The 22,074-nt window shown below is 71.5% G+C and carries 16 protein-coding genes; 12 read left to right on the top strand and 4 right to left on the bottom strand.

What is annotated here, in order from left to right; genetic code table 11:
- Window positions 1-73: 73 nt before the first annotated feature.
- Window positions 74-607 (bottom strand): TerD family protein, encoded by a 534-nt coding sequence (locus tag ACFWM2_RS35825; RefSeq protein WP_383288925.1) that lies wholly within the window; start codon window positions 605-607, stop codon window positions 74-76.
- A gap of 154 nt (window positions 608-761) precedes the next feature.
- Here ACFWM2_RS35825 and ACFWM2_RS35820 point away from each other — a divergent pair, with 154 nt between their 5' ends.
- The 4 genes from ACFWM2_RS35820 (at window position 762) to ACFWM2_RS35805 (ending at window position 5,409) form a co-directional block, all read left to right on the top strand.
- Complete coding sequence (locus ACFWM2_RS35820) at window positions 762-1,367, top strand: YdbC family protein (protein WP_383288922.1); 606 nt, start codon at window positions 762-764, stop codon at window positions 1,365-1,367.
- Window positions 1,368-1,700: 333 nt separating this feature from the next.
- Entirely contained in the window at window positions 1,701-2,360 is a 660-nt protein-coding gene (locus ACFWM2_RS35815; RefSeq protein WP_383288919.1) for a histidine phosphatase family protein, read from the top strand.
- 12 nt (window positions 2,361-2,372) lie between these two features.
- Window positions 2,373-3,278: an ADP-ribosylglycohydrolase family protein gene (locus ACFWM2_RS35810; RefSeq protein WP_383288916.1), complete on the top strand. Its 906-nt coding sequence runs from the start codon at window positions 2,373-2,375 to the stop codon at window positions 3,276-3,278.
- Window positions 3,279-3,690: 412 nt separating this feature from the next.
- On the top strand, window positions 3,691-5,409 hold the full coding sequence (locus ACFWM2_RS35805) for a DUF4153 domain-containing protein (RefSeq protein ID WP_383288913.1): 1,719 nt from the start codon (window positions 3,691-3,693) through the stop codon (window positions 5,407-5,409).
- A 145-nt stretch (window positions 5,410-5,554) separates the two neighbouring features.
- On the opposite strand, the gene ACFWM2_RS35800 is transcribed toward ACFWM2_RS35805, so the two are convergent.
- Entirely contained in the window at window positions 5,555-7,102 is a 1,548-nt protein-coding gene (locus tag ACFWM2_RS35800; protein ID WP_383288910.1) for an MFS transporter, read from the bottom strand.
- A 181-nt stretch (window positions 7,103-7,283) separates the two neighbouring features.
- On the opposite strand from ACFWM2_RS35800, the gene ACFWM2_RS35795 reads away from it, so the two are divergent.
- From ACFWM2_RS35795 to ACFWM2_RS35785, 3 genes are all read left to right on the top strand, one after another.
- A complete protein-coding gene (locus ACFWM2_RS35795; protein ID WP_383288907.1) occupies window positions 7,284-7,907 on the top strand; it encodes a TetR/AcrR family transcriptional regulator in 624 nt (207 codons plus the stop codon).
- 321 nt (window positions 7,908-8,228) lie between these two features.
- A complete protein-coding gene (locus tag ACFWM2_RS35790; RefSeq protein WP_383288904.1) occupies window positions 8,229-8,930 on the top strand; it encodes a ribonuclease HII in 702 nt (233 codons plus the stop codon).
- A 68-nt stretch (window positions 8,931-8,998) separates the two neighbouring features.
- Complete coding sequence (locus ACFWM2_RS35785; RefSeq protein ID WP_383288901.1) at window positions 8,999-9,613, top strand: hypothetical protein; 615 nt, start codon at window positions 8,999-9,001, stop codon at window positions 9,611-9,613.
- Window positions 9,614-10,462: 849 nt separating this feature from the next.
- Here the strand turns inward: ACFWM2_RS35785 and ACFWM2_RS35780 are convergent.
- Together ACFWM2_RS35780 and ACFWM2_RS35775 are read right to left on the bottom strand one after the other, a co-directional pair.
- Window positions 10,463-11,098, bottom strand: coding sequence for a hypothetical protein (locus tag ACFWM2_RS35780; RefSeq protein WP_383288898.1), 636 nt, complete (start codon window positions 11,096-11,098; stop codon window positions 10,463-10,465).
- Window positions 11,099-11,332: 234 nt separating this feature from the next.
- Window positions 11,333-13,507 carry a RecQ family ATP-dependent DNA helicase gene (locus ACFWM2_RS35775; RefSeq protein ID WP_383288895.1) on the bottom strand — a complete coding sequence of 725 codons (2,175 nt, stop codon included), beginning with the start codon at window positions 13,505-13,507 and terminating at the stop codon, window positions 11,333-11,335.
- A 580-nt stretch (window positions 13,508-14,087) separates the two neighbouring features.
- Here ACFWM2_RS35775 and ACFWM2_RS35770 point away from each other — a divergent pair.
- The 5 genes from ACFWM2_RS35770 to ACFWM2_RS35750 all read left to right on the top strand — a co-directional run bounded on the left by ACFWM2_RS35770 (window position 14,088) and on the right by ACFWM2_RS35750 (window position 22,038).
- Window positions 14,088-15,683 carry a DUF4192 domain-containing protein gene (locus ACFWM2_RS35770; RefSeq protein ID WP_383289089.1) on the top strand — a complete coding sequence of 532 codons (1,596 nt, stop codon included), beginning with the start codon at window positions 14,088-14,090 and terminating at the stop codon, window positions 15,681-15,683.
- A 473-nt stretch (window positions 15,684-16,156) separates the two neighbouring features.
- A complete protein-coding gene (locus ACFWM2_RS35765; protein WP_383288892.1) occupies window positions 16,157-18,118 on the top strand; it encodes a glycogen debranching N-terminal domain-containing protein in 1,962 nt (653 codons plus the stop codon).
- A gap of 130 nt (window positions 18,119-18,248) precedes the next feature.
- Window positions 18,249-19,007, top strand: a complete 759-nt coding sequence (locus ACFWM2_RS35760; protein WP_383288889.1) for an NUDIX domain-containing protein — start codon at window positions 18,249-18,251, stop codon at window positions 19,005-19,007.
- Between the two features lie 226 nt (window positions 19,008-19,233).
- Window positions 19,234-20,988: an ATP-binding cassette domain-containing protein gene (locus tag ACFWM2_RS35755; RefSeq protein WP_383288886.1), complete on the top strand. Its 1,755-nt coding sequence runs from the start codon at window positions 19,234-19,236 to the stop codon at window positions 20,986-20,988.
- A 162-nt stretch (window positions 20,989-21,150) separates the two neighbouring features.
- Window positions 21,151-22,038 (top strand): FadR/GntR family transcriptional regulator, encoded by an 888-nt coding sequence (locus ACFWM2_RS35750; RefSeq protein ID WP_383288883.1) that lies wholly within the window; start codon window positions 21,151-21,153, stop codon window positions 22,036-22,038.
- The last annotated feature ends 36 nt before the right edge of the window (window positions 22,039-22,074 follow it).

Below are 22,074 nucleotides of genomic sequence, written 5' to 3'. Positions count from 1 at the left end.
GGCAGGACCGCCTGTGGACGAGTCATCCGTCGCAGGCGGTCGGTCGGTTTCTTCGGCAGTCCCGAAGGCGGCTTCAGGAGTCCTGAGGGCGGCCCATGATCCTGGTGAAGGATGCCGGGTCCGTGTCGTAGCCCTGGATCCCCGGGTGGAACGTCCATTCTCCGGAGTCGTCGCGTACGAACTCCCCGACGGTGGCCGCCGTGGCCCCCAGGACCTCGCTGAAGTCGTCCTCGGCCAGCACGGTGTAGCCCTCGCGCATCCGCAGGCCGGGGTTGAGTACGCCGACGAACGCCTTGTGGCCGGAGCGCTGCTGGATGACGACACCGACGACCACGCGCGTGTAGCGGCTGTCGAGGCGCTGCAGTTCGAGCGTCATGACCTCGTCCCAGCCGAAGCCCTTGCCGTCCTTGCTGTCACGGTTGAGATAGATGGTTCCGTCCGGGGAACGGCTGTCGAAATGCACCACATAGGAGGGGTCGCCGTACAGGTCGTCCGACAGATAGGTCGCCGCGACGATGTCGAGATCGGTGTCCGGCTCGCCGGCGGGACTCGGGTCCCACTTCACCGCCAACTCGACCTTGCGAATGCCCTTGTTGAAACCGCTCACCAGATCTCCCCCTGCCCATATCCACTGCCTTCTGCCCCAACTGCGGTGCAGTCAAAGCAGGTTGCCCATCGTGCCACGCGTACCCCGGCGCTCGCGCGGGTGCACTCCGCCGGAGCGTGACCGGCGCCACGCCTCGTGGCCTTACGATGGCGCCGTGCTGGTCAAGTGGATTCGCTGCACCGTGGTGGACCGCCGCGGTTTCGAGCGGGGGCAGCGAAAGTGGGCGGGGCTTCTGGGGGAGCCGGGTTTCCGGGGGCAGGGCGGGGGCTGGAGCCGGGGCAGGCCCGGAGTGGCGCACATCTTCGCCTTCTGGGAGAGCCGCGCCTTCTACGACTCCTTCATGGCCCGTTCCCATGACCGGCTGGCCACCGCGCAGTCGGGCACGTTCAAGGACTCCCAGGCGAAGCTGTTCGATCACCGTTTCGACGTGAAGACCGGTTTCGAGCCGCGCTTCACGGACGCCGATCTGGTGCGGGTGGCGCACTGCCGGGTCCACGAAGAGCGCGCCGAGCACTTCGCGCTGATGCAGGAGAAGGTCTGGAACCCCGCGATGGCGGGTTCCCCGGGCATGATCCGCGGACTGTTCGGCGAGGCGCCGGGGCCAGAGTTCCTGATCCTTTCCATGTGGAAGTCGGCCGCGGAACACGGCAAGTACCGGGCCGAGCGGGTTGAGCGCCTCACTCTGCGGGCCCAGACGGAGGCGGACGTCGCCGCTCTGGCCGGCGACATAGTCCAGCTGGAGCCGGGCTGGACGGTCTGAGTCCGGGGCGGGACTCCACGCAGGGGCCGGGGCGGCGCAATGGGAGGTCCGAGGCGGGAACACGGCCGCCACGGGGGTGTCCTCCCAGGGAGTGACCGGGACGGAACCATTTGCTGGCCGGCCCGAGGCAGGATCGCTGGAGGCCCGAGACGGGTGCACGGCCGCCACCTGAGGCCCCGGGAGTGAACCGAGGCCGGAGGGGCGGGCGCGCCCCCGCAGAGGGCCGTACGGTGGACGCAGCCCGTTTGCACGGGAGTGTGTTTTTGTGTGACCTACGCCGTATGGAGCCCGTACGAGTGCTCGATCGGCCGTCACCCGATCTAGGGTTTTGGCATGGCACGACCACGGCGCATCGTTCTTGTCCGGCACGGCGAGTCAGCGGGCAACGCCGATGACACCGTTTACGAACGCGAGCCCGACCACGCACTGGCCCTCACCGAGAAGGGGTGGCAGCAGGCGGAGGAGACGGGCAAACAGCTGCGGGAGCTCTTCGGCCGCGAGCGCGTAAGCGTTTACGTCTCCCCCTACCGCCGTACGCACGAGACGTTCCGCGCCTTCCACCTCGACCCCGACCTGGTGCGGGTGCGCGAGGAGCCGCGGCTGCGGGAACAGGACTGGGGAAACTGGCAGGACCGCGACGACGTGCGCCTCCAGAAGGCGTACCGCGACGCGTACGGGCACTTCTTCTACCGCTTCGCGCAGGGCGAGTCGGGCGCCGACGTCTACGACCGGGTCGGCGGGTTCCTGGAGAGTCTGTACCGGAGTTTCGAGGCGCCCGACCATCCGCCGAACGTTCTCCTGGTGACCCACGGTCTGGCGATGCGGCTCTTCTGTATGCGGTGGTTCCACTGGACCGTCGCGGATTTCGAGTCACTGTCGAATCCGGGGAACGCGGAGGTGCGGATGCTCGTTCTCGGGGACGACGGCAGGTACACGCTTGACCGTCCTTTCGAACGCTGGCGTGATCCGGAACCGTACGGAGTCACCGGATAGAGTGGCAGGGCGATGACCGCTGACTCCTCTCCCGACGGGCGCCTGGACCGCGCCCTCTCCAGCCTGCGCGGACTCGCGGTGGGAGACGCGCTGGGCTCACAGTTCTTCGTGCCCGCGAACTACCCGCTGCTGAAGCGACGCGAGCTGCCGCCCGGTCCCTGGCAGTGGACCGACGACACGGAAATGGCCTCCTCCGTAGTGGCCGTTCTGGCCACCCACCACCGCATCGACCAGGACGCCCTGGCTCACTCGTTCGCGGAGCACCACGACTTCGACCGGGGTTACGGACCCGCGGTCAACCGGCTGTTGCGGCTGGTCAGGGAAGGCGGCGACTGGCGCGAGCTGGCCTCCGCCCTCTTCAAGGGACAGGGTTCCTGGGGGAACGGCGCCGCGATGCGGATCGCCCCGCTCGGGGCCTGGTACGCCGACGACCCGGAGCAGGCGACACACCAGGCGGAGATCTCGGCGTACCCCACGCATCAGCACCGTGAGGCCGTGGTCGGCGCCATGGCCGTCGCCGCGGCGGCCGCGCTGGCCGCCGATCCGGCCGGACCGCCCAGTCCCGGGACGCTGCTCGACGGCGTGATCGCGCTCGTGCCACGCAGCGCGGTCGGAGCGGGACTGCGTCGCGCCCGCGACATGCTCGACTACGGCGACACCGCGACGGTCGCCGCCGTACTGGGCTGCGGACGGCGTACGACGGCACACGACACGGTGCCCTTCGCGCTGTGGTCGGCGGCCCGTGCCCTCGGCGACTACGAGGAGTCGTTCTGGTCGACCGCCCAGGTCGGCGGCGACATGGACACGACCTGCGCCATCGTGGGCGGAGTGGTCGGCTCGGGCAAGGCGGGGGCGCCGCCGAGTGCGTGGGTGGAGCTGACGGAGCCGCTGCCGGAGTGGATGCCCGGCTCGGTGTAGGTGGCGCGGTGGTGTGCGTCGCGGGGCCTTGGCTCGGCCGGTGGCGGTGGCGGGGCCTTGACTCGGTCCGTGGCGGTTGCGGGGGCGTCGCCCCGGCCGGTGGCGGTTGCGGGCGCTTCGGCTGGTTCGGCGGCCGGCTGGGCGCGCGGCGTCCGGACGGCCGATTCGGTGGCTGGGTTGCGCCCTGTGTGCCACAGGCGTCACATGGGCCCCATCTGTCACAGCCTGGCAACAGCATCGCCCCTGCCGTCCGGGGCTGCGGCGCCCGTGGATAGCCTTGCCGCCCACGCCGCCTGTTGATCATGCCGGGCGAGCGCCGAAGAGACACCGGTCATCAGCCTTCCGCCGCAGCGGCGCGCTCCGCCGCCGTGGCGTGCCACGGGCGTGCCACGGCCGGTTGGGAGGGGGTCCCGTGTCCGAAAGACCGTCCACGCCCGAGCCGAGTGATCCGGGGCCGGAAACGCCCGGAAGCGTCGGACTGGCCAAGAACGGCGAGCCCGAGGACGCCACTGAGGCATCCGGCCCGCAGGACGAGCAGGACGAGCAGGACGAGCAGGACCAGCGGGGCGAGCCGGGCGGGCCGGGCGAGCAGGAGGCGGACGAGGAGGACTACGAGGGCGACTACTGGGCCGCCCCGTCGGCCGTCCCGGTGCCGTGGCTCGCCGATCTCCGCGTCGAGTCACCCGCTCCCATCCGCACGGCCACTCTGTGGGCGGTGCTCGCCACCGGGGTCCTGAGCATGCTGCTCCTGGGTGACGGCCTGGCGCTCAACCTCTTCCTCGTCGCGATCCCGGCCGCGCTCGCGGCCTATTTCGCCGCTGAGGCCGCCGGCCGCCGCCCGCGCGCGTGGACGCTCGTCTGGGGCGTCGGCGGACTGGCTCTGCTGGCGGTGCCCGCACTGCGTGACGCGGACTGGCCGTCCTTCCTGGCCGTGGCCGCCGCGATCGCCCTGGGCTCGCTGGCCCTGAACGGCGGCCGCAGCTGGACCTCCGTACTGCTCAGCCCGATCGGGGTGTTCAACTCGATCGTCACCGGCCCCGTCTGGGGCTGGCGAGGGCTGCGCGAACGATCGGGCGGCGCACGCGGGAGCGTCGGTCCGATGCTGCGCGCCCTCGCCGTGACCGCCGTCCTGCTGCTGGTCTTCGGCGCACTGTTCGCGGGAGCCGACGCGGCCTTCGCCGACCTGCTCGGTGGCCTGCTGCCGGACGCCTCCGTATCCGGCGGCCCCTGGCACGTCGTACTCCTGGCGCTCGGCCTGGTCTGTGCGCTCGCAGCGGCGCACACGGCGGCCGCGCCCGTGCACTGGGACCGGGCGGAGATCCCTGCGGGCCGTGCCCGCGGACGCCTCGAGTGGGCGCTGCCGCTGGTCGTGCTCGCGGTGCTCTTCGCGGCGTTCAACGCCGTCCAGCTCGCCGTGCTCTTCGGCGGATACGACGCCGTACTGGAACAGACCGGCCAGACCTACGCCCAGTACGCGCGACAGGGCTTCTGGCAGCTGTTGCTGGTCACCGTCCTGACGCTGCTCGTCATCGTCCTCGCCCTGCGCTGGGCGCCGCGCGACGGATCACGCGACCGGACGCTGGTGCGCGGAGTGCTGGGAACTCTGTGCGCGCTCGCGCTCGTTGTCGTGGCATCCGCCGTGCGACGCATGGACATGTACGTGGAGGCGTATGGACTGACGCGACTGAGGGTCTCGGTGGTGGCCGGTGAGCTGTGGCTCGGGCTGGTCATCGCGTTCATCATGGCGGCCGGGGTGTGGGGTGCCCGCTGGCTGCCGCGCGCTGTCGCCGCCAGCGCCGCCGCCGGAGTGCTCGCGTTCGGACTGGCCTCACCGGATGCGCTGATCGCCGAGCGCAACGTCCAGCGGTACGCGGACACGGGCACGTTCGACCTCGACTACGCGCAGGGCCTCTCCGCCGACGCCGTACCCGCGCTCGACAAGCTGGAGGAGCCGCTGCGGAGCTGCGCGCTGCGGACTCTGGCCGACGGCCTGGCAGACCGCGACGAGCCCTGGTACGCCACCAGTTGGGGAGAAGCGCGCGCCCGGCGCATCCTCGACGAGCGGCCGCTGACGGACGACGCGGACTGGAGTGCGTGCAACCGCCTGGGCAACGAGGTCATGTACCGCTGAGAGGGGCCTGGGCAGCGCCTTCTCCGCCGGCAGGCTGTGCTCCGAGGGTGTACTTGGCAGTGCTCCGGGGGCGTACGGGGCAGGCCGGGCCGTCGTCCGCGGTGGTGATCCGTCCGGATGTGGCCCGGCCTCCATGGCACTCCCGTCAGCCCGCTGCGGGTCCCGCCGTACCCGCCAGGGCATCCAGGTCGCTCTTGCGGACCCGGACCACCAATGTGGCGACGAGCAGGGCCAGTACGGCCATGGCCACGGCCGGGACGAAGGCGGTCGCGATGCCCTCGGAAAGCACCTCGTGCCCCCAGGAACCGGGCAGCTGATGGGTCTTGGCGAACTCCGCCTTCTGCTCGGCCGAGGCGTCGCTCATGAACTGGGGCACCTGCTTCTCCGCCTCGTTCCGGCTGGCCGTGCCGAAGACGGTGGTCAGGATGGAGAGGCCGAGCGCGCCACCGACCTGCTGTGTCACGTTGAGCAGGCCCGACGCCGCGCCCGCTTCGTGCGTTGCGACACCGGAGACCGCGGTGAGGGTGAGGGTCACGAAGTTGAGACCCATGCCGAAGCCGAACAGCAGCATGGGGCCGAGGATTCCGCCGGCGTACGAGCTGCCGGGGCCGATGAAGGTCAGCCAGCCGAGCCCGGTGGCGACGAGGGCCGAGCCCACGACCATGAACGGCTTCGGCCCGAGCACGGGCAGGAAGCGCTGCGACAGGCCTGCGCCGGTCACGATCGCCACGGTCACCGGCAGGAAGGCCACACCCGCCGAGATCGGGCTGTACCCGAGCACGTTCTGCGCGAAGAGAACGATGTAGAAGAACATGCCGAACATCGCCGCGGCCAGGCTCAGCATGATCAGATACGTGCCCGAGCGGTTGCGGTCGGCGAACATCCTCAGCGGAGTGATCGGCTCCTTGGCCCGCATCTCGACGAGCCCGAAGGTCAGCAGCAGGAGCACTGCCGCGGTGAAGGACCCGATGGTGAGATTGTCCCGCCAGCCCTCCTCCGCGGCCCGGATGAAGCCGTACACCAGCGAGGCCATGCCGAGGGTCGAGGTGAGCGCGCCGGCGATGTCGAAGCGCCCCGGATGACGTTCGGACTCGTTGATGTACAGCGGTGCCACCACGGCGATCAGGACGCCGATGGGGACGTTCACGAAGAGCACCCAGCGCCAGTCGAGCCACTCCGTGAGCATCCCGCCGGTGAGCAGCCCGATGGCTCCGCCGCCCGCGGAGACCGCGGCGAAGACACCGAAGGCCCGGTTGCGCGCCGGGCCTTCGGGGAAAGTGGTGGTGATCAGCGCCAGCGAAGTGGGCGACGCGATCGCGCCGCCGACGCCCTGCAGGGCGCGTGCGGCCAGCAGTTGCCAGGGTTCCTGGGCGAGACCGCCGAGCAGCGAAGCGGCGGTGAACAGCAGGATGCCGGTCATGAAGACGCGGCGCCGGCCGAGGATGTCAGCGGCCCGGCCGCCGAGGAGCAGCAGGCCGCCGAAGGTGAGCGTGTAGGCGCTGACCACCCACGTCAGGTCCGTCGTGCTGAACTTGAGCGCGTCCTGAATGTGCGGGAGCGCGATGTTCACAATCGTCGCGTCGAGGACCACCATGAGTTGACAGGCCGCGATCACGGTGAGTGCGATGCCGGGATGCCCCTCCCGACGGGCGGCTCCCGGCTTCTGATCTGGAATCAACTGAGAGGTTGTCACTATGGTTCCCCCATAGGTGCATTAGTGAACGCTCGCGTTCACTGTCGCGTCAACGGTAGTGAGTCCCCAACAGTGAACGCAAGCGTTCACTCAAGTCGCTGCCGCACGCGTGACCTGATGGATCGGCCCGCTCTCCATCGGAATCCCCGCTTCCCTCCCCATGCTCAACGGAGACACTCACATGGTTACTTCGCGCTGGACGGCCGCCCCCGCTCGGACGGTCTCCCTGCGTCGGCGCGGCGCCGTACTCGAACGCGCGATCCTCGATGCCGCACTGGATCAGCTCAGTACGGTCGGCTGGAACGGCCTCACCATGGAAGGCATCGCCGCCGGCGCCCAGACCGGCAAGGCCGCGGTCTACCGCCGCTGGGCCTCCAAGGAGGACCTCGTCGCCGACGCGCTCCAGGCCGCACTGCCCCGGCTGACGGAGGCGCCCGACCTCGGGAGCGTCCGAGCCGATCTGCTGGAGCTGTGCCGACGGGTGCGTGCGGCGATGTTCTCGCGGCCCGGGTTCGCGCTCCGTTCGGTCCTTCACGAATGCGATGCAGCTCAGGCGGAGCGCTTCCAGGCCGTGATCTTCGGCGGAGTCATCGAACCGACCCTGGAGCTGCTTCGAGAGGTCGTTCGCCGTGGTATCGAGCGGGGAGACGTGCGCCCCGACGCCGCCAACAGCTATGTCTTCGACGCCATTCCGGCGATGATGATGTACCGCTCGAAGGTGTGCGCCAGCGAATGGAGTGAGACGGAGCTGGAGGGGATGATCGATCAGTTGATGGTCCCGTTGCTGCGGCCGACGAGGGCCTGACGGGCGGGGTGTGGCGCTCGGTGGGGGGTGTGATCCGCGGGGTGTGGGGCCCGGTGTGGGCGGGATCCGCTGTGTGGGGCGTGCGCCCGGTGGGGGTGTGATCCGGCGGGGTGTGGCGTGCGCCCGGTGGGGCGGGATTGGGCGGGTGTGGCGTGCGCTCGGTGGGGCGGGATCCGGCGGGTGCCGGATCTTTGGCCCGGCGAGTGGTGCACGTGATCGGTACGGGTGGCCCCCGTGATCGGACCGAGCGCTGCGAGCCGCTGGGCCACTGGGGGAACCGGGTGTCGCGGCGGGTTCCGGGCGGCGTAGGCTAAGAACGCCATGCCGTACGAACCACCCACTCACACCGTCGAGCGCTCTCTCCGCGCCACGACCGGAGCGAAGGTCATTGCCGGTGTCGACGAGGTGGGGCGGGGAGCGTGGGCCGGCCCCGTCACCGTCTGCGCCGCGATCACCGGACTGCGCCGACCGCCCGAAGGCCTCACCGACTCCAAGCTCCTCACCCTCAAGCGCCGGACCGCGCTCGCTGAGACGCTGAGCACCTGGGTGACGTCGTACGCCCTCGGTCATTCCTCTCCGGAGGAGATCGACGACCTGGGGATGACGGCCGCGCTGCGGCTCGCGGCGGGCCGCGCACTGGAAGCCCTGCCGGTCCGTCCCGACGCGGTCATCCTCGACGGGAATCACGACTATCTCGGCTCGCCCTGGCACGTCCGTACGGTGATCAAGGGCGACCAGTCCTGTGTGGCCGTCGCCGCGGCCTCGGTGCTCGCCAAGGTCCAGCGCGACAAAATGATGGCCGAACTGGGCATCGACCATGCAGACTTCGGTTTTGCGGCCAACGCCGGGTATCCGTCACCGGTGCACAAGGCCGCACTTGCGGAGCGGGGGCCCACCCCCCACCACCGGATGTCGTGGGCGTATCTTGATGCGCTGCCCCAGTGGCGGCACCTCAAGAAGGCCCGCAACTGGGCGGACGGAAGCGTTCCGGCGATCGAGGGCCAGCTCGGCTTCGATTTCTGACGATTCCGTTCGCACTCATGTGCCACCCGCCGGGACGAACCGCACCGGCGTTTGATAAAAATCAGCTCATGCCTCTCATTCCCGAGGAGCCTCAGATTCACGAGAGCGTCCAGGGTCCCCGCGTTACGCCGGCCAGCGGCCGTACGCCGACCCCCCGTCCCGTACCCGGCCCCCGTCCCGCGGCTCCGCCGCGTCCCGGCCGTCCGGGTCCTGTCCGGCCGATACCGGTCCAACGCGCGCCGCACGAACCGGCCGTGGCCGCGGCGGCGCCTGCTGCCCCGGCCGCTGTCGCGGCCCCGCAGATCCAGCTGATCCCGGCCTCGGCCGAGGGTGCGCTGGACGCCGCCGAAGAAGCGGTCGATCTGCTTCTGGAGTCGGGCCGCGCCCCGGGGGAGGTGCTGGTGATCACCACCGGCGAACCGCACCCGTGGGCCGCGCACGAACTCTCCTTCGGCGACACCGCCTACTGGGCACAGCACGACGCCGGCGACGACGTCTTCTACGCCGACGCCTCCGTCGCGGGCCGGGCAGCGTCCCGTCCCGTGGTCGTGGTCGCCGTCAACGGCGGTCCCGACACTGCCGCCGCCACCGGCCTGCCGCTGGCCCTGGGCCGGGCCGGCGCCCTGCTGATCGTCTGCGGCGACCCGCAGCAGATCAACTCGGTGCTGGGCGCGGGGGTCTGAGCGGGTTCCGGACCTGGTCCGGGACGCGGTCGGAGCCCTGGAGCCCTGAGGTGTTGTTCGATCGGAGACTCCGGAGTGTTCCGTTCGCGTACTCCGGGGCGCGCCCCGGAGTACGTCCGTGGCCGTCCGGGGACGATGAAGGTGTCGGCGTGACGGCACGATGACCGTGCCGCCGCTACGGCACCTGTACGGCGGGCACTTCAGGGTGCGCGTTGGGGCTGGCGGGGCTGTACGGCCGCCACTTCAGGGCGCCCATCAGGGCGAGCAGGGCTGTACGGCGGCCACTTCAGGTGCCCGTCGGGGTGGACGGGGTCGGGCGGTGGGTATGCAGACGTGCTGCGTGCCTGCCGTCTGGTGACGTCACTGCGGCTGTTTGTCGCCGCGGCACGCTGCTGCCACCGAGCTTCGGGGTTCCTGGCGTGTGACTCGGCTGATGCGCCTGCGGCTTGTGCCGGCGCCGCCCCTCAGAGGGCGGCTGCCTGGGGGTGGGTCTGCGGGAGCTGTTGCCCAGCACCTCTGTCTCAGGGCCGTTGTCCGGCACCTCAGTCTCATGGGGTCGCCGTTCCGGGCTTTGGGCTCAACCGGGCTGCGGCGGGCTGCCGTCCGGGGATTGGCCTCAGGGAGCTGTTGTCCGGCACCTCTGTCTCAGGGCCGTTGTCCGGCACCCCAGTCCCTTGGGGCAGCTGTTCCGGGCTTTGGGCTCAGCCGGGCTGCGGCGTCCCGTACCCCGTCCCAGCGTGCTGCCGTCCGGAGCTTTGGGCTCTACCGAGTGCGGCGTCCCGCACGCCGTCTCGGTGGGCCGCTCTCCGGGGATTGGTCTCAAGCGAGCTCGGCGCCCCGTACCTCGTCTCAGCGTGCCGCTGCCCGGCGCAGTAGCTCGGAAGCGGCACCCCCGGTGCGCGGCGGCGGAGGCTGTGCCCCGCCCGTGGCGAAGGCTTCGGGCGCCGAGTCCGCGTTGGGGCGGCGCCCGCCGCGGCCCTCGCCGAGGACCTGCCAGCCGTCATGCGTCAGCGTGATGTACGCCCCGCAGCGCAGCCCGTGCAGCGTGCAGGCGTCGCGCAGCCCCCACATCCAGGCGCCGTCCTCCTCGGTCCAACGCGCGTCGCCCTCACGGCAGTAGAGCAACACCGCCGTTCGGATCGGGGTGCGGCGCCGCAGGTCGTGCGGGATGACTTTGCGAAGCTGCGCGAGCAGCACGTTCCGGAACATCCAGCCGTCGGCCGGAGCCGGGCGCCGGGTGAACGAGGCGCTCGCCCGCAGGCGCTCGTCCGGGTCGAGGACGGCAACGATCGCTGTCGCGGGCTGGGGCTGATGCCGGGTGTGCAGCCCGCTGACGACCTCCCGGGGATCACGCAGCAGCGGGATCCCCGCGGCGGCCCACTCCGCGGGTTCGAGCATCCGGGTCAGCTGGTTGGCGGAAGCGGCGGACAGGTCGGCAGACGTCGACATGGATGCCGCCGAGGACGGAGCGAATCCGAAGGTCACGGTCCTCCCTTCGGCTACGCGCCCACACTTCGGGCGGGGGTCGGACTTGGGGGGCGCACACCGCAGCGAAGCCCTACCGGACCAAGGACGAGCCGTGCGGGGAGCGGAGTTCAATTCTTCCTGGCGAACTTGGTTGCGGCAACGAGCAATTGGGGCCGCCGACTGGTTTGCGGCGATAGGCCGCCTATATCCCTGCTCTATCCCTGCCCAGTGCTCGCGTCGGCGACCCCTGGGTCACGCTTGCACGGCGAGGACCAGCGGCAACACCCCCTGTGCGCCGGCCCGACGGAGGACACGGGCGGCCATCGCCAACGTCCATCCGGTCTCCGTCGCATCGTCCACGAGCAGCACGGGACCGCCCGCGTCCCGGAGCGCGGCGGCCAGCGCGGGCGGGACGGCGAGAGCCCCGTCGAGCGCCTTGAGCCGCTGCGCGCTGTTGCTGCGGGAGACCTGCGAGACCTCACCCGTGTACTCCAACGATCCCAGCAGTGGCAGCCGGCCGACCTCGGCGATCCGGGCGCCCAGCGACTGGATCAACTGCGGGTGGGTGCGCGAGGCCATGGTCACGACACCGACCGGACGCGGCTGCGCGTCGGGCCCTCCCGAGGCCCAGCCGCCCGGACCCTTCGCCCAGTCGGTCAGTACGCCGACCACGGCCTGGGCGACATCGTCCGGGACCGGGCCGTCCGGAGCCTGGGGGGTGAGCATCGGCCGCAGCCGGTTTCCCCAGCCGATGTCCGACAGTCGCCCCAGGGCGCGCCCGGGAGTGAACTGCTCACCGGCAGGGATGCGCCCTTTCAAGTCCACGCCGACCGCGGGCAGGCCTGTCGGCCACATCTTCCGCGGCTCGACCTCGACGCCGGCACGTCCGAGCTCGCCCCGGGCGGCTTCCAGTGCCGTGTTGGAGACCGCTTCGGTGAAGCGCGGCCCCGCGCAGTTGTCGCAGCGCCCGCACGGCGCCGCGCCCTCGTCGTCCAACTGCCGCCGCAGGAACTCCATCCGACAGCCCGTCGTCGTGACGTAGTCCCGCATCGCCTGCTGCTCCGTCGACCGCTGCTTGGCGACCCAGGCATAGCGCTCGCTGTCGTACGTCCAGGGAGTGCCCGTCGAGATCCAGCCGCCCTTGACGCGCTGCACCGCACCGTCCACGTCCAGGACCTTGAGCATCGTCTCCAGCCGGGAGCGGCGCAGCTCCACCAGCGGCTCGAGGGCCGGCAGCGAGAGGGGCCTGCCTGCCGCGCCCAGTACGTCCAGGGTGCGGCGGACCTGCTCCTCGGGCGGGAAGGCGATCGAGGCGAAGTACTGCCAGATCGCCTGGTCCTCCTTGCCCGGCAGCAGCAGCACCTCGGCATGCTCCACACCGCGGCCCGCGCGTCCCACCTGCTGGTAGTACGCGATGGGGGAGGCAGGTGAGCCGAGGTGCACCACGAAGCCGAGGTCGGGCTTGTCGAAACCCATGCCCAGAGCGGACGTGGCGACCAGGGCCTTGACCCGGTTGGCGAGCAGATCCTCCTCGGCCTGCTGCCGGTCCGCGTTCTCCGTCTTTCCGGTGTACGAGGTGACGGTGTGGCCGCTCTGCCGCAGGAACGCGGTGACTTCCTCGGCGGCGGCCACGGTGAGCGTGTAGATGATGCCCGACCCCGGCAGGTCGTTGAGGTGCTCGGCCAGCCAGGCCATCCGGTTCGCCGCGTCCGGCAGTTGCAGCACCGCGAGACTCAGGCTCTCCCGGTCCAGCGGCCCGCGCAGGACGAGTGCGTCCGTGCTGCCGCCGGTGCCCAACTGCTCGGCCACGTCGGCCGTCACGCGCGCGTTGGCCGTCGCCGTGGTGGCCAGGACGGGGACGCCGGAGGGGAGGTCGGCGAGCATGGTGCGCAGTCGGCGGTAGTCGGGCCGGAAGTCATGGCCCCAGTCGGAGATGCAGTGCGCCTCGTCGACCACGAGCAGGCCGGTCGCGGCGGAGAGTCTCGGCAGGACCTGGTCGCGGAAGTCCGGATTGTTGAGCCGCTCCGGGCTGACCAGGAGCACGTCGACCTTGCCCGCCGCCACCTCCTCCTGGATGGTGTCCCACTCCTCCGTGTTGGACGAGTTGATCGTGCGCGCGTGGATGCCGGCCCGGGCGGCCGCCTCCACCTGGTTGCGCATGAGCGCGAGGAGCGGCGACACGATGACGGTGGGGCCGGCCCCCTGCTCGCGCAGCAGTGCTGTGGCAACGAAATACACCGCGGACTTGCCCCAGCCGGTGCGCTGGACGACCAGAGCCCTGCGCTTGTCGGCGACCAGCGCCTCGATGGCACGCCACTGATCCTCGCGGAGCCGGGCCGCCGGTGCGCCGACCAGCCGGGCGAGGACGGCATCGGCCGCGGTGCAGAGATCTTCGTTGGCCGTGGGGCGTGGATCGTCGTTGCTCATGGCCCCATGCAACCCGATGGGTCGGACATAGCGCGAACGAGCAGGTCGGCCTGTGGACAAGTCCTGTCGTGCCCATGGTCATGCTTATCCACAGGCCTCAGCGGAAATTTCGGATCCGCGGGATGGTCACGGCATGACGAATCACAGCGAAACGACTGGTACGCCCGGTGACGGTGACATCAGCGAGCGAGGCATGCAGGGGTCGAGCGCCGGCGGTCGGACCGCCGACGGCATCTCCGCCCCAACTTCCGGAGCCGGCGGGCGGGGCCGGGGAGACAGGTACGCGGACTACCGGGGTTGTCCGGAATACCCGGACGATTCGGAGGCCCCTGACTCCACCGAGGACGAGGAGGCCATGGGGCTTACCGACCCGGAGGAGTTCGACGGCGACACCCGGGAGGTGCCGTCACAGGCGTACGAGCAGTCCGACGAGTCCTTCGAAGGCCCGGGACGCGACGGCTACCCGGGAAGCGCGGTGTGCCGCGAGCCCGGGGGAGTGACGGACAGCGACTCCGGGGGAGCTTTGCGCAACCGCGGAGAGTCCGCCGAGCAAGTGAGCCCTCCGGAACCCCTCACCTTGATGGGGCACGGGACGGTCGCGGGCCCGGCCGGTGGCCAGCAGGTGACGCTGCGGACGCCGGCCGAACTGGCCGACGCTCTGCCGTATCTGCTCGGCTATCGCCCGGAGGACAGCATTGTCCTCGTCGCGCTGCACGACCGGGAGTGGCGCGGGCGGTTCGGAGGGCGAGCGCGGCTCGGCATCCCGGCCCAGACGGACGACTGGCCTTCCGTGGCGCAGCAGTTGGCGCGGGGACTGGTGACAGGCAGCGAGCGCAGGGGTGCCCGACCGGAGAGCATGGTCGCCTATCTGTGTCAGGAACCGCGGAACGGCGAGACAGGGTGGGACGTCATGGAGCGCCTGCGGCCACTCGCGCATCTGCTGCGCACAGCCTGCGGCAGTCTCGACGTGCCCGTGGTCGAAGCCCTGTGTATTTCAGGGGGCCGATTCTGGTCGTACTGCTGCCCGAGCGAGGACTGCTGTTCCCCGCAGGGTGAGTCGATGGGGCTGCCGGGCACCTCCGTCCTGGCCGCCGCCGCGACCTACGCGGGACTGCAAGTGCGGGGCAGCCTGCGCGAGTTCAGGGCGAGGCTCGCTCCGTGGGAGACCGCCGCAGCCCTGGAGCAGGAAGCCGCACTCGACGCCGCGAGCATGGACCTCGTCCCCCGGATCCTGGACGCGCAAAGCCGAGCGGAAGTGGCAGCGGACGCTCTCGGACTGGCCCGGAGGCTCATGGGCCGTCTCAGCGACGCACCTCCGGTGTCCGGCACGCTTCAGTCGGACCTCCGCGACGACGAGCTGCTCGGCCACGACGAAGCGGCCACCCTGGTCCTCGCCCTCCAGGACCGCACCACCCGCGACCGTGCGGCCGAGTGGATGGAAGGCGACGACGCGGGACCGGCACTGCGTCTTTGGCGCACGCTGGCCCGCCGCTGCGTCGGCCCGTACGGCGAGCACGCGGCGGCGCCGCTGACCCTCGCCGGATGGGTCGCGTGGTCGTCCGGCGACGAACTGGAAGCCCGAGAGGCGCTGGCCATGGCCCTGGGCGCGGACTCCAGCTATCTCTTCGCCCGCCTTCTGCACCAGGCGTGCAACGAGGGCCTGGACCCCGAGTCGATTCGCCGCTGCCTGCGAGCGGAGCGAATCGGCCGTGCCGAGGCGCACGTCGACCATTCGGACGTGGCCCGCCGTCCGGCCGAATACGTTGACCTGTCGGATGCGGCCCGCCGTCCGGCCGAACACGTCGACTTGTCGGATGCGGCCCGCCGTCCGGCCGAGCACGTTGACCTGCCGGATGAGGCCTGCCGCCCGGCGGAAAGGGACACCTGCAAGCCGACGAGCTCCGACCGGGCCGCAGTGGCGCCGCAGCCATCGGGCGCAGGTTCCCGTCGCCGCCGACGGGTCCGTGCCGCGGGCGCAGGCACCCGTCCGGCCCGCCGTACTTCGGGAGGTGCGGCCGGTCCTCGCACTCCGGGAACTGTGGCCGCCCGCCGTCATCGACCGGTCGACGGGACATCGCCGGTGGGGGAGGGCCCGGGCTGCGGGGACGAGGGACCGAAGGGGCGATCGCCGGTTCGTCGCCGGAGCCCTCGGCCTGGCACGGGGGAGGGCACATGAGGACCGGGGTTGCGGCGCAGCGGTGTGGCGTGCCGCCACTGCACCCGCAGGCCAGGCCGCGCCCCCGCCATTCGGTCGGCTTCCCCGCTCCGGGGCGTGACCCCCGGCAGGCCCGTTCCGTTCACCTGAGTGGCGGAACCCGGGAGCGGGCCCATCCGCCGTACCGCCCACGACCCTCCGGAGCTCACCATCCGGCGCCGAGTGCACCCAAGGCGTACCGAGCGCAGAAGAAGCCGCCCATGCCCCTGCCCACACCTTCCGCCGCCCCCGACGACGACCGCTCAGCCTGGCAGGGGCCTGTGCACGCCTCCGCGCGCTCGAGCGATCCGCCACGCCCTCTCCAAGGTGCGGACAGACTGACCGCTCAACAGGCCGGCGGAGCCGGTGTCCCGGCTCACCACACCGACGGGCCCGGTCCGTTGGCTAGGCAGGCCGGCACGAGCGGTGCGGCCGCCGCGAACCCACCACCTGCCATGCCCCGCAGGGCGGTGGACCTGCCGCCCGCGCACACCGCGCTGATCTGTGTCGCCCTTCCAGGGCTGGCGATCTCCACGGATCAGGGGCAGTTGACCGGCCGGGGACTGGACGGGTTCTACCGCGGGGGACGGCGTCTGCTCTCCCGTTGCCAAGTGCGCGTGGCAGGGCGGGAGCCGCTTGCCCTGCAGGCCAGGATGGTTTCAGCCGACCGGGTCCGATTCGTGGGGACCGTACGGGTGTCGCCCGACGGTGGCCCGGATCCGGACGTCGTAGTCGAGCGGACCAGATGCGCGGACGGCACGGAGCGGATCACGTTGCGCAGCGCAGCGCTTCGTCCCCTGCGGCTACCCGTCGAGGTGGCCCTCGGTACGGATCTCGCGGAACTCGCAGCGGTCGCCTCCGGCACTGCGGGACCCGAACTCTCCGCCAGCGTGCACGCCTCCGGTCTGCGTTGGTCCAGCGCCGCGGGCCACTCGGCGGTCACCGCCGATCCGCCGCCCACCGACGCACTGGCCTCCGCGGGCCTGTTGCGCTGGGAGATCGAACTGCCGCCCGGAGGCACGCGAAGCGTGGAACTTCGCGTACGGCAGAACGGTGCGGGGCTCGGCAGAGCGGTGGGGCGGGGGGCGGTGAGCCCACTGGCGCAGGCCCGGGCCACAGGAGACGACACGAGAGTCCAGGCGCTGTTGGAAACATGCGTCGAGGACCTCCAGGCATTGCTGCTGCGCGACCCCGGGCACCCGTCCGACACGCACCTCGCGGCAGGGGCTCCGTGGCGCTGCGGGATGGCCCCGGCCGAGGCGCTCGCAGCGGCGCGGATGACGTTGCCACTCGGCACCCGGCTCGCGGCCGGCACCCTGCGAACCCTTGCCCGTACCCAATTCACCGGCCCCGGCGGGCAGTTCGGCCTGATCCCGGGCCCGCGCCGCGACGCGGGCCCGCATCTGCCACCGGGCTGCACGGCCACCGAGGCGACCCTCCTCTTCCCCGCCCTCCTCGCCGAGGCCAGGCGCTGGGGGCTTCCGGAACAGGAAACCGAGGAGTTGCTGCCCGCGGCCGAGCGCTGCCTCCGATGGCTGCTGGCCGCCGTCGGCGACGGCACCTATCTGCCCGACCCCCACCCCGGCGGGCCTGTGCGCTGCGAGACACAGGCGCACGCCCACCGCGCCGCGCTCCTCGGCGCCGACCTGCTCGACGCGTACGGCAGACCGGGCGGGCCCGAGCTGCGGCAATGGGCCCAGGAGCTGCGCGGCGCCTTCCAGGAGGACTTCTGGGTCGAGGACCTGGGCGGTGGCAGGCCCGCCGCCGCCCGAGCGCCCGACGGACGCCTCCTCCCTCACCTCGGCGCAGGAGCGGCACATCTCCTCGATACCGGCCTGCTCGGCGCGGGATCGCTGGCACCAGGGCTGCTCGACAAGGTGCAGACCGAGCAGCTGGCCCGGCTGTTCGGTGGGCCTGGGATGGACTCGGGCTGGGGGCTGCGAAGCCTGGGCGCGAAGGAGGCGGCGTACAACCCCTTCGGGCATCGCGGTGGTGCCGTACGAATCCAGGAGACGGCGGTCGCCGTCGCGGGACTGTCCGCATCCGGCTTCGAGAAGGAGGCGGCCTCACTGTTGCGAGGCGTTCTGGCGGCGGCCGAGGCCTTCGATCACCGGCTGCCCGAGATGTACGCGGGAGAGCAGCGCACAGAAGGAAGTGCCCCGCTGCCGCACCCGGCCGCCTGCCGGCCGGCGGCCACCGCCGCGGCCGCGGGAGTGCTGCTCCTGACCACCCTCGCCGGGATCCGCCCCGACGCCCCGGCCGGGACGGTGACGCTGCGCCCCGTTGGCAGCGCCCCGCTGGGCGAGCTCGGGCTCACGGGACTACGGGTCGCGGGCGCCCCCTTTTCCGTACGCGTCGGCCGGCTCGGCCTCGCCATGGTCGAGGAGGCGGCCGACGGACTTCAGCTGGGGGTGTGACCAGGCGTGACGGTCGCGGGCCGAGGTCCGGCGGACGGCCGTGAGCGCCTGGTCGGAAACAAGTGGATCAGTCATGGATGCGGTCGGCGAAGGGAGTGTTTATCGTCAGGCAGACGACTATGATCGCGGCATGCCCTACGACCCGTCGGCCTTTCCGCCCTTCGCCGTGACCGTGGACCTGGTCGTGCTGACCGTGCGTCGCCATGCCCTGTGCGCACTGGCGGTAAGGAGGGGCGAGCAGCCGTTCCAGGGGCGGTGGGCACTGCCCGGTGGCTTCGTGCGGGAGGACGAGGATCTGTCGCAGGCGGCAGCGCGCGAGCTGGCCGAGGAGACCGGCCTGTGCGCCCATGACCCCTCGGCCCCCACGCAGGACAACGGTGCGCACCTGGAGCAGCTCGCGACCTACGGCGATCCCAAGCGTGACCCGCGGATGCGGGTGGTCAGTGTCGCTCATCTCGCGCTGGCCCCCGACCTGCCGGCTCCCAGGGCGGGCGGGGACGCCAAGAGCGCACGCTGGGCGCCGGTCGAGGAGCTGCTGCAACAGGGCGGGTACGGCCGCGACGGAGAGCAGGCGGCACCGCTCGCCTTCGACCATGCGCAGATCCTGTCGGACGGTGTGGAGCGCGCCAGGTCCAAGATCGAGTACTCGTCGCTTGCCACGGCGTTCTGCCCCACCGAGTTCACCGTCGGGGAGCTGCGCCGGGTGTACGAGGCCGTGTGGGGCGTGGCGCTGGACCCGCGCAACTTTCACCGCAAGGTGACGGGCACGCCGGGCTTCCTCGTGCCCACGGGGGGTACGACGACCCGTCAGGGCGGTCGGCCCGCGCAGCTCTTCCGGGCCGGTGGCGCGACCTTGCTGAACCCGCCGATGCTGCGCCCCGAGGTCTGACTCCGGGGCGGCGCGGGAGCCGCCGCGGGAGTACGGCGACGATCTCGCCGCGTCCCGGCACGGCCCGCGGTGGCCTGCCTGGCCGTGGACGGGCGGCGGGCGGCGAGGTGGGGAGCCGAGGAGGTTCGGCACAGCGTCGGGCGTACCGGGGAGCACGGCGAGGACGGGCCCGAGGCATGCCTCAAGGTGCCCGGAAAAACGGGAATATCGCGCTATCTTGCTTCGAGTGATCCAGGCCATCGGACTGACCAGCAACTCTCGCAAGGAGCTACCGCCCGCCCTCGACGACGTGTCGTTCGAGGCGCACGCGGGCCATGTCACGGCGCTCCTCGGAGCCCAGGGCGCGGGCAAGACGACGGCGCTGAAGCTCATGCTCGAACTCCAACAGGGCCGCGGAATCACCTACTTCCGCGGCCGCCCCCTGCACCGCATCGCTCACCCGTCCCGCGAGGTGGGCGTCATGCTCGGCGACGTGCCCGGCCATCCGGCCCGTACCGTCCGAGGTCAACTCCGCATGGTGTGCGCGGCCGTCGGCGTCCCCGTGCGCCGCGCCGACGAAGTCCTAGAGGTCGTGGGACTGGTCAGTCTGCGCGACGAACGCCTGGGCACGCTCTCTCGCGGGATGGACCGTCGCCTGGGCCTCGCGTGCGCGCTGCTGTCCGACCCGCACACCCTCGTGCTGGACGACCCCACCCGCGGTCTCGCCGCGCGCGAAGGCCAGTGGCTGCACGGGATTCTGCGGGCACACGCCCGGCAGGGCGGCACCGTGCTGTTCACCACCGACGACCCGAAGGAGGCGGCCGGGGTCGCCGACCGGGTCGTCACGCTGGAGAAGGGCAGGCTCGTCGCCGACCAGGGGGTCACCGACTTCGCCCGCACCCGGCTGCGCCCCCGGGTCGCCGTACGCAGCCCCTACGCTGCCCGGCTCGGCGCCCTGCTCACCAAGGAGGCCCGGACCGGCCGGCGCTCCGTGGAGGTCGTACGCGAGGACGGCAACCGCCTGTCCGTGTACGGCAGCACCTGTGCCGACGTCGGCGAGACGGCCTTCCGGCACGGCATCCTCGTACACCAACTCGCCGAAGAAACCGGTGACATGGGGCCCCGGAGTGCGCCGCTGGATGGCGAGCGGGCGGGCGACGAGCAGCCTCCGGTCGAGACGTTGACCGGGGACGACCTGTCCCCCCTGCCGCCTCCCATCAGCGTCCGGCCGGCCCCCAGCCCGCTGCGGCCACTGCGCTATGAGCTGCGCCGCGCCGCAGGAGTCGGCACCGGCTACCTCACCGCGGCCGCCGTGCTGGTCGCCTCGGCACTTCTCTCCGTGCTGCTGGCCGGAATCGGACACACGCCGCAGGCCCGTCTCCTCGCCGCGTGGCCGCGGGAGTTTCCGCTGCCGCCCGCGGCGCTCGGTGCGGGGCTGCTCGGCGCGATCGCCTTCGGTGACGAATTCCGGCATCCCGCCCTGGCTGTGGATCGCGGCACCGTGCCCCGTCGCCTGGGCCTGCTCGCGGCCAAGCTGCTGGTCTCCGCCGCGACCGGGCTGCTGCTGGCCTTCCTCACCGTGGGCTGCGACCTGGAAATGCTCTATCTCGTATACGGACGAGAGCTCACGGAAGTTCCCGAGGACTGGCTTGCTCTGGGCGCGAGTTGGCTCGGACTCGTCGTGGGGTGTGCCTGGGCGGGCGTGCTGGCCGCGGGCATCTTCAGGTCCACGTCGGCCGGGCTCGCGGCCGTGCTCGCGGTCCCGATCCTCGTCGTACCCCTCGTACAGAAAGCCGTGGAGGGGCCGTCTGTGCGGACTGCGGCCGGGTTCTCCCTGCGGCTGCGCGAGCTTCTGCTGGTGCAGTGGCCGTTCGGAGGGGGGCGCTATCTGGCCGCCGGGGCACGGGTCGTCGTCCAACCTGTGGGCGGCGCGCTGACGTTGTCGCTGACCGCTCTGCTCTGCGCATATCTGCTCACGACCCTGCGTAGCAGGGTCCGATGACGACCGTCCGCACCCTTCCGATCCGCAGCTGCGCACAACTCCCCGGAGAACGGCCATTTCTTTCCGATAAGGCGTCAATTGCGACGGGGTGAGCGATCACCCTTTCGTGTGCTTTTCACCAAAGACCTCAAGGGAGTTGAACGGGGCGCCGACAAAGGATCCGTGAGTACCCTTGCGCACACCATGATGACCGCCGCCCGCTCCGCAGACTCCGGCCTGGCCGGCCCGGGCGAACTCGACCGCTACCCCTTCGCCGACGCACCTGGTGCGGACCGCGTCGGCATCCCCGCCTGGGAGAGCGGGGACCCCGAGCTGGGCCGCGTGGGCCGTCGCGCCGCGGGCAGCCGCGGCCGCGGGCTCCACGGCCAACTCGTTCAGCAGCTGGGTCAGATGATCGTCTCCGGCGACCTGGGTGCGGACCGCCCCCTCGTGCCCGAGGAGATCGGCCAGCGATTCGAGGTGTCCCGTACCGTCGTCCGCGAGTCGCTCCGCGTGCTGGAGGCGAAAGGCCTGGTCAGCGCCCGGCCCAATGTCGGCACGCGCGTGCGCCCTGTCAGTGACTGGAATCTCCTCGACCCGGACATCATCGAATGGCGGGCATTCGGACCGCAGCGCGACGACCAGCGCCGCGAGCTCAGCGAGCTGCGCTGGACGATCGAACCGCTCGCCGCGCGTCTGGCCGCGGGCCACGGGCGCGAGGACGTGCAGCAGCGTCTCGGCGACATGGTCGAGATCATGGGGCATGCCCTGAGCCAGGGCGACGCGCTGACCTTCTCCCGCGCCGACGCGGAGTACCACTCCCTGCTCATCCAGCTCGCGAGCAACCGAATGCTGGAGCACCTCTCCGGCATCGTCTCGTCCGCCCTGCAGGTCTCCGGCGGACCCATCACCGGCTGCGACCGCCCGACCGAGATCTCCCTGGCGCACCACGCCCGGATCGCCGACGCCCTCGGCGCGGGCGACGGAGCCGCTGCCGAGACGGCCATGCGACAACTGCTGACCATCCACCCCGAGGTGGAGCGCGTGGTGCCCGCGCCGCGCGAGCACTGACCGCGTACCGAGGGCGGCGCGGAGGGGGCGAGGGCC

This window comes from Streptomyces sp. NPDC058371, assembly GCF_042723265.1.
Lineage (GTDB): Bacteria > Actinomycetota > Actinomycetes > Streptomycetales > Streptomycetaceae > Streptomyces.
This window is presented reverse-complemented; position numbering and strand designations above follow the sequence as displayed.

What these genes read in the sequence shown, in the direction of transcription:
- ACFWM2_RS35775 (WP_383288895.1), bottom strand. Translation starts at nt 13,507, where the DNA reads ATGAGCAACGACGATCCACGCCCCACGGCCAACGAAGATCTCTGCACC.
- ACFWM2_RS35795 (WP_383288907.1), top strand. Translation starts at nt 7,284, where the DNA reads ATGGTTACTTCGCGCTGGACGGCCGCCCCCGCTCGGACGGTCTCCCTG.
- ACFWM2_RS35785 (WP_383288901.1), top strand. Translation starts at nt 8,999, where the DNA reads ATGCCTCTCATTCCCGAGGAGCCTCAGATTCACGAGAGCGTCCAGGGT.
- ACFWM2_RS35810 (WP_383288916.1), top strand. Translation starts at nt 2,373, where the DNA reads ATGACCGCTGACTCCTCTCCCGACGGGCGCCTGGACCGCGCCCTCTCC.
- ACFWM2_RS35770 (WP_383289089.1), top strand. Translation starts at nt 14,088, where the DNA reads ATGGGGCACGGGACGGTCGCGGGCCCGGCCGGTGGCCAGCAGGTGACG.
- ACFWM2_RS35765 (WP_383288892.1), top strand. Translation starts at nt 16,157, where the DNA reads ATGCCCCGCAGGGCGGTGGACCTGCCGCCCGCGCACACCGCGCTGATC.
- ACFWM2_RS35760 (WP_383288889.1), top strand. Translation starts at nt 18,249, where the DNA reads ATGCCCTACGACCCGTCGGCCTTTCCGCCCTTCGCCGTGACCGTGGAC.
- ACFWM2_RS35815 (WP_383288919.1), top strand. Translation starts at nt 1,701, where the DNA reads ATGGCACGACCACGGCGCATCGTTCTTGTCCGGCACGGCGAGTCAGCG.
- ACFWM2_RS35790 (WP_383288904.1), top strand. Translation starts at nt 8,229, where the DNA reads ATGCCGTACGAACCACCCACTCACACCGTCGAGCGCTCTCTCCGCGCC.